5 protein-coding genes are annotated in these 7981 nt (G+C 65.5%); 1 reads left to right on the top strand and 4 read right to left on the bottom strand.

Going from position 1 to position 7981, the window contains the following annotated elements:
- On the bottom strand, window positions 1-541 hold a 541-nt coding region (locus VFZ66_09300; GenBank protein ID HEX6289374.1), incomplete at its 3' end, for a nucleoside hydrolase.
- Between the two features lie 107 nt (window positions 542-648).
- Between VFZ66_09300 and VFZ66_09295 the strand changes: the two genes are divergently transcribed.
- On the top strand, window positions 649-873 hold the full coding sequence (locus VFZ66_09295) for a hypothetical protein (GenBank protein ID HEX6289373.1): 225 nt from the start codon (window positions 649-651) through the stop codon (window positions 871-873).
- Here VFZ66_09295 and VFZ66_09290 read toward each other — a convergent pair.
- The 3 genes from VFZ66_09290 to VFZ66_09280 all read right to left on the bottom strand — a co-directional run.
- Window positions 865-1170 carry a hypothetical protein gene (locus VFZ66_09290; GenBank protein HEX6289372.1) on the bottom strand — a complete coding sequence of 102 codons (306 nt, stop codon included), beginning with the start codon at window positions 1168-1170 and terminating at the stop codon, window positions 865-867. The two genes, VFZ66_09295 and VFZ66_09290, sit on opposite strands and share 9 nt — an antisense overlap.
- Window positions 1171-1435: 265 nt before the next feature.
- Window positions 1436-4138 carry a condensation domain-containing protein gene (locus VFZ66_09285; protein HEX6289371.1) on the bottom strand — a complete coding sequence of 901 codons (2703 nt, stop codon included), beginning with the start codon at window positions 4136-4138 and terminating at the stop codon, window positions 1436-1438.
- Window positions 4135-7981, bottom strand: a 3847-nt coding sequence (locus tag VFZ66_09280) for an amino acid adenylation domain-containing protein (protein HEX6289370.1), incomplete at its 5' end; no start/stop codon positions are given. The genes VFZ66_09285 and VFZ66_09280, both read right to left, overlap by 4 nt.

Here is a 7981-nt window from a genome sequence, read left to right as displayed (position 1 = left end):
CATCGACCGCGTGTTCGCCTTCGGCAGCGCGGCGCGGCGCTGGGAGGTTCAGATCGCCCATGCCATCTTTTCCGTGAAAGAAGGTTGCGTCACTGGCTGCGCGCAGGAGCGGCCTGGCAAGCCCCCTATAGACGGGCACCTCAGCGCCACAACGTTCTACCACGGTCAGCGCGTTGCGGGTCGCCTGGGCTACACTGACGTTCCCGGCAACTGTGGTGATCGCCACCACGTCAACATGCGGGGCGCGAAGTGCCATCATCAGCGCGACCGCGTCGTCTGAAGCCGTGTCGGTATCGATGATCAACCGTTGTTTGTTGCCTGCCATATACTGATGAGCCTCGTGCTGGATCAACCGTCGCCGCGAGCTGCTGAAGCGGCTATTGGACATGTATAACATACCACACCTCAGACCACATCGAACGATGCCGGTTTTGAGCGACCAGCGCCCGTGGCGGCCCATGTCAGAGTGCAGCGCATCGGCATACGGTGAATCTTTGAGGGATCTCGATCCGCGCGTGATCAGCACCGCCAGCTCGATCACTGCCCGGACCCAGCTCAACCGCCACACGCCGCGCACCGTGCGCTCTGAGCATGGCAAGCTGTGTGCTACATTCCGTGCAGCAAGCACGAACGACCTGGAGGACATTGATGCTGTGGGTACGGACCAAGCGCGGAATGCTCGTCGCCAATCTAGGAGCCTACCGAGGCGTGATCGAGCGGACGGAGGATGATCAGGCGTGGACGGCGCGCGTCGAAGCGCCCGATCAGGTGTACCAGTCGGTCTTTGACTATCCCGCCATGACCGAGGCCCAGGCGTGGGTGGAGCAGAAGATCGAGGCATTACTGCGCGCCCCACGCTCCTCATCACGCTAACGCTCGCGCCGTCGCAGTACCGCCTGCACCCGTGAACCGAAGCCGGGTGTCCGCCGGGCGCAGCCGCTCTAGCTCAATCGTCTGCCCCGGCATCTGCGCAACGGCGACATGTCGGGCCAGCGTGACGAGCCTGAGTGGCCCGCGATCATTGCTGGATCTGCCGTTGAGAATCTCAATGAGCAGTACGCCAGGCTGCGGTTTCCCCAGGCCGATCTCCTGCGCGCGGACTGGACCGCTGACCAGGAAGCGACGTTCATGAGGCGTCGGCGCGCTGGACTTCAGTGTAGGTCCATACACGTTCGGCCATGTCGCCATCTGCCAGTGTGGGGATCGCAGGACGTTCCTGGCTTGTGCCGGATGCGCGACGCCCTACGTGGAGTGAACCACGGAGTTGGACACATGCAGAATTCACAACAACCAAATCTTGGGTACGTTTTCCCGGACTAATTGCGCTACCAGTCGCTCGGCTACACGGGCGATCCCCAGGCGATAACAGCGAACATCGATCGCTGTTGCTGCCGACCGCACCGACCGTCGGCGGAGCCGGACCGTGATCGTGCCCTCAATGGCTGTCGAGGCAATCTGCTAGCATCTGCGCGAGCCCGACGACATGTGGCGGACGTACCATCGTGAGGTGCGATCCTGCGGCGGTGTAGACAGTCAAACGCGCAACCACACGCGCCCAGGTGGCTGCTGCTTCCTCGTTTCCAGGTTGCTCGCGGGCCTGGATCAAGGTGGCATGCCCGTCAAAGGGACGTGGCTGGTAGCGCCGCAGCGCCCTGATATGTGCCCGAAAGACGTGGAACCGCTGCGCCAGTTGGCTGATCGTCACGTCGCTGGGAAGCAGGTGCGCCTGGTGCAGCTGCTCGACGACGGCGGCCAGTCGTTCTTCCGGTGCCTGATCGACCCGTGGGTCGGAGAGGGGGGCAATCTGGTCGATGCGCAATCCGAGGTGCTGGGCGAAGCTGCCCAGCAGTTCGAGATCGCCCTCGATCGCTGAGTCCGCGCCGCCGGAGAGCTGGCTGTCCAGCAGGACGAGCTTCGCAATCCGGTGCCCCTGCGCCTGAAGCTGCTGCGCCACCTCGAACGCGACGATCCCGCCCAGCGACCAGCCGCCCAGGTAGTAGGGGCCGTCCGTCTGATAGGCGCGTATGGCCGCCAGATAGCGGGCCGCCATCGCCTCGACGGTTGGATCGGGCTCCTGCTCACCATGCAGCCCGGCGGCCTGGAGCGCATAAAATGGTCGCTCGGTGCCGAAATGCGTGGCGAGGGCCTGGTAGCACAGGACATCGCCACCTGCCGGATGCATGCAAAAGAACGGTGCTTTGTGACCCGTTGCCTGGATTGGCACCACGCTTTCGATCGTTGGTGTCGTTCGCTGCTGGCGGATCGCCGTGGCGATCGTAGCAACGGTCGCGCCTCGGAGCAGGGCGGCGACCGGCAATCGCAGCCCAAACTGCTGCTCGATCTGGGCCATCAATCGCATTGCCGCCAGCGAGTGCCCACCCAGCGCAAAGAAGTCATCATCGACGCCAATCGGACGCACATCCAGGATCGTTTCCCAGATCCGGGCAACGTGCGCTTCTAGCTCATCGCCTGGCGCGGCGAACTCCTGCTCCCCACGGCGTCGCTCCTGATCGGGCTGCGGCGGTGCAGCGCGATCGACAATCGTCTTCGGAGCCGTCCGGCGGTTGCTGTTCCAGCGCTGGATGAGCGCGGCCTGCTCAGCCGAAGACAAAATCGGCAGATCGAGTACCCGCTGCGACGGCTCGCGCACCACTTCCTGAAGAAGGGCCTCGAAGTGCTGGACAAAGCGCTCGATCGTGGCGGCTTCAAACAGGTCGACGCTGTACTCGACGATCCCGCGCAAGGTGTTGTGCTCCTCCGTCATGGTCAGCGTCAGGTCGAACTTGGCGCTGGTGCTCGCGACCTCGATCGGCGTGAGGGTCAGGTGCGGCAATTCCACTGACGCTGAGGGATTGTTCTGGAGCACAAACACGACCTGCACGAGTGGCTGGTCGCTCGTGCCGCGTTCGGGCTGAAGGACCTCGACGATCCGATCAAAGGGCAACTCTTGGTGCGCGTAGCCTTCCAGGCAGACACGCCGGACGCGGCGGAGCGCGTCGATGCAGGGCGGGTTATCGCCGAGATCGGCGCGCAGCATCAGCATGTTGACGAAGAAGCCGATCAGGCCCTTGATCGCGGCGTGGGTGCGGTTGGCGATCGGCGACACGACGACCACATCGGATTGTCCGCTGGCGCGCGCCAGGAGGCACATGAAGCCGGTCAGCAGGACCATAAACAGCGTCGCGTCCTCGTGCTGGCCCAGCGCGTTCAGATCCGCCGTGAGCGTGCTGGAGAGCGTGAAGGAGGCGCTTGCAGCGCGAAAGGTCTGGACCGGCGGACGGGGGCGATCGGTTGGCAGGCGTATCGCATCTGGCGCGCCCTGTAGCTGGTTTTTCCAGTACGCCAGGGAGCGCTCCAGCGTCGTGCCCTGGAGCCGGCCACGCTGCCAGTACGCGAAGTCGGCGTACTGGATCGGCAGCGCTGGCAGGTTCGGCGCTGCTCCGCTGATCGCGGCGCGGTACAGTTCGCTGACCTCCTGCGTCAGGATGTGCATCGACCAGCCATCGGTGATGATATGATGCATCACGACCAGCAGCAGATGATCGGTTTCGGCGCATTGCAGGAGCATGATGCGCGTGAGGGGTCCCTGTGCCAGATCGAAGGGCTGATCCATCGCCTCACGCACCAGGCGAGCCGCTGCCGACTCGCGATCGTCCGCCGGAAGCTGCCGTAAGTCGTGGACGTGCAGGTTCAGCGGCGTAGCGGCATGGATGACCTGGAGCGGCTGGTTATGCGCGAGGCCGATCGTTGTCCGCAAGCTTTCATGCCGCTGCATCACGCCGCTCATGCTTCGCTGGAGCGCGTCACGATCGAGACGGCCATGCAGACGGACCAGCAGCGGAACATGGTAGGCCGTGCTCCCCATGTGCCACTGGTCGAGAAACCACAGGCGCTCCTGGGCGAAGGACAGCGGCAGCGGCGTCTGACGTGGCACAACCGGGATCGTGGCGATCTGCTCCTGTGATCGCGCCTGGGTCTGGCGCAAAAAGCTCAGGATCGCGTCGCGCCGCTGCGCGATCTCGGCCCGGACGGCCTCAGTCATCACCTCCTGGGGCGCGCGATAGCGCAGACGCTCGTTTTCGACCCAGAGCTTGATCCCCTGGTCGCTCAGGCGCGCGAGGAACTCAACAATCGTCATAGCTCACCCTCTGCTTCATCCGGTGTCGTGGGTGTGTCGGCGGCAGCGCTGCTCTGTATGACCCACTGGGCGACCTGCACGTGCTGCGCGAGCTGCGCGATCGTCGGCGCGGCGAAGAAGTCTTGCAGCGGAATATCGACCTGAAACCTGATCTGGACCTGCGCGATGAGCTGAGTTGCCAGCAGCGAGTGGCCGCCCAGCTCGAAGAAATTGTCACGAGTGCCCACGCGCTCGACATCCAGCAGATCGGCCCAGATGCTCGCCAGCAGCTCCTCGATCGCATTGCTCGGCGCGACAAAGCGCTCGTCGAGCGTCGCCTGTCGCTCCGGCGCGGGCAGCGCCTTGCGGTCGATCTTGCCGTTGGGCGTCTTCGGCAGCGCGTCGAGCACCACGAACGCGGCGGGGATCATGTAGTCGGGCAGGCGCTCGGCCAGGAACGTGCGGAGTTCCGCGCTCCAGGTTCCAGGTTCCAGGTTCTCCGCTTGTTCGTTGTTCGCTGTTCGTTGTTCCACCACGTAGCCAACCAGCCGCCTGTCGGGGTACCCGCTTGCGGGTGCCGTATCCTCCCGCGCCACCACGACACACGCGCTGACTTGCGGATGCTGCGCCAGCACCGCTTCGATCTCGCCCGTCTCGATGCGGAAGCCGCGCACCTTGACCTGCTGATCGATGCGGCCCAGGATCTCGACCGTGCCGTCGGGTTGCCAGCGGCCCAGGTCGCCGGTGCGCACCATGAGCGCGCCGTCCTCGAACGGACACGGCACGAAGCGCTCCGCCGTGAGGTCGGGGCGGAACAGGTAGCCGCGCGACACGCTCGCGCCGGATACACAGACCTCGCCCGCGATGCCGATCGGCTGCGGCTGCTGGTGCTGGTCCAGAATATAGATCCGGTTGTTCTGCAAGGGCCTGCCCACCGTGATCGGCTGGCCGAGGTTGGCGGCGCGGATACCGCCCAGGAGATTGATGTCGCTGATCTCGGTCAGGCCGTAGATATTGACGATCTCGACCTGCGGCCCAAGCTGGCCGAAGACGGATTGCAGGAGCCGCTGTTCGAGCTTCTCGCCGCCGATCAGCAGATAGCGCAGCACGTTCGGCGGCTGCTGCGGCGCGACCTCGTTCAACACCGTCTGCATGTAGGAGGGCACCGCGTCGAGCAGATGCACCTGCTGCTCATGCAGGTAGCGCAGCAGCGCCCGGATGTTGAACTTGACCGGATCGGGGATGATGTGCAGCGTGCGACCAAAAAAGAGCGTCGGGAAGATCTGGTTGACCGAGATGTCGAAGCTGATCGACGTAATCAGGCCCGTCGTTTGGACGGCGGGATCGTCGAAGTAGGCGTGGAGGCCGTGGACCAGATTGATCAAGCCGCGCTGCGTGACCATCACGCCTTTTGGTCGGCCCGTCGAGCCGGAGGTAAAGATGATGTAGGCCAGGTGCTCCGGCTGCACCGTGCGGGGCGGATTGGTGGTCGGCTGCTGCGCCAGGGTGTGCCAATCGGCGTCCAGGCGGAAGACCGGCGCCGTGTGTTCGGGTAAGCGCGCGACCAGTGCGGCCTGGGTCAGGATCACTGGGGCGCGGGTGTGGCTCAGCATATAGGCCAGGCGCTCTTGAGGATAGGCCGGGTCGAGGGGCACATACGCGCCGCCGGCCTTGAGGATCGCCAGCATGCCGACGATCATCTCCAGCGAGCGCTCGACACACAGCGCGACGAGCACATCGGGGCCGACGCCCTGCGCCCGCAGATAATGCGCCAGTTGATTCGCCCGCGTGTTCAGCTCGGCGTAGCTCAGCGCCGCGCCCTCGAAGACGATCGCCTTAACGCCAGGCGTGCGCGCGGCCTGGGCCTCGATCAGCTCATGCACGGCGGCAGCGCGCGGATACTCGGCCTCAGAGCGGTTCCAGTCGACGAGCATCCGCTGCCGCTCGACCTCGCTCAGCAGCGGCACATTGCCCAGGCGTCCATCCGGCTGGTCGGCGATCCCATGCAGCAAGTGCTCCAGGTGTCCGCCCAGCCGCTCGATCGTCGCCGCCGAGAAGCGCTGGCGATCGTAGCTGATCTGCAAGACCAGTTGACGGTTGACCATCGCGACCAGGGTCAGGGGATAGTTGCTCTGCTCCAGGCTCTGCACATGGCTGATCGCCAGGCTGGATTGCGCTTTTTGCTGCTGTACGCTGGTCGCGATCGGGTAGTTCTCGAAGACGACGATGCTTTCAAACAACGGCTGTCCGCGTGGGACATCGCTCCAGCCCTGGATCTGCACCAGCGGGCTGTACTCATACTGGCGCATCTCGACCTGAAGCGCCTGCATCTGCTGGAGCCACAGCAGCACCTGGGCCTCAGGATCGACCTGGACGCGCATGGGCAGCGTGTTGATGAAGATGCCGATCATCTGCTCGACGCCCGCGATCTCCGGCGGACGGCCCGACACCGTCACGCCATAGACGATGTCCGGCTGGCCGCTGTAGCGGCTCAGCAGGAGCGCCCATGCGCCCTGCACCAGCGTGCTCATCGTCAGGCTATGCTCGCGCGCGAGCGCCTGGAACGCGGTCGTCGCCGCCTCCGAGAAGCGGACCTCGACGCTGGCATGTCCGGTTTCGCCGTCCACGAGCCGCTGATCGACGCCCAACGGCGTGGGGGCGGTCACGCCGTCGAGCCGCTGCCGCCAGAAGGCTTCCGCCTGCGCGAGGTCCTGGCGCTGCAACCACGCGATGTAATCGCGGTAGGGCCGTGGCCGCGCGAGCTGCGGCTCCTGGCCCCGGATGAGCTGCTCGTAGGCGGTGAAGATCTCGCTGAAGACCAGCGGCAGCGACCAGCCATCGAGCAGCAGGTGATGCTGGCTCCACACAAACTCGTAGCTGGTCGGACCCACCTGAAACAGCGCCAGGCGCAGCAACGGCGCTGGCAGCAGCGCAAAGCCGCGCCGCCGATCGGCCTGAAGATAGGTGTCCCGCCGCTCGGCCTGGCGGTCAGGGCTGAGCGGCTGCCAGTCCTCGATCTGCCAGGGCACATCGACCTGCTGCCGCACGATTTGCAGGGGTGTGCTCACGCCTTGCCACACAAAGCCCGTGCGGAACACGGCATGGCGCTCAACCAGCGTGGCCCAGGCGCGCTGAAGCGCCGCGAGGTCGAGCGCGCCTTCAAGACGGAAGGCGACCTGCTCGACGTACACGCCGGTCCCGCTCGCGTAGACGCTGTGGAAGAGCATGCCCTGCTGCATCGGCGAGAGCGGATAGATGTCTTCGATCTGACGGTCGTGGCCGACCAGTCGATCGAGCGTCGGCTGATCCAGCCGCGCCAGCGGGAAATCGGAGGGCGTGTAGCCGCCCGCGTCCGGCGACAGGCAGTGCGCGATCAGTGCCCGCAGCGCCAGCTCGTAGGCCGCGACCAGCCGCCCGATCGTGGCGCGGTCATGGCATGCAGTATCGTATAGCCATTGCACGTGGAGCTGCCCGCCCGTCACAAATCCCGCCACCTCCAGCAGATGGCTACCCCGACGACGCGCGCTCTGCGCGGGGCCGGGCGACTCCGGCGCGACGCGCAGCCAGCCGTCGGAGGGGAGCGCCTGGTCGATCTGGCCCAGGTAGTTGAACGACACCTCCGCCGGGGGCATGCCGGCGAGGGCGGCCTGCATCTCCGGGGGGCCGAGGTAGCGCAGGAGGCCGTAGCCGATGCCATGCTGCGGGATCTGGCGCAGCTGCTCCTTGATCGTTGTGAGCGCCGCGCCGGGCTGCTGCGCCGTGCCCAGGTCGAGCCGCACCGGGAAGATGCTGGTAAACCAGCCGACCGTGCGCGACAGATCGACCTCGTCGAAGAGATCTTCGCGTCCGTGGCCTTCCAGATCG

It is taken from the genome of Herpetosiphonaceae bacterium (assembly GCA_036374795.1).
GTDB lineage: Bacteria > Chloroflexota > Chloroflexia > Chloroflexales > Kallotenuaceae > LB3-1.
This window is presented reverse-complemented; position numbering and strand designations above follow the sequence as displayed.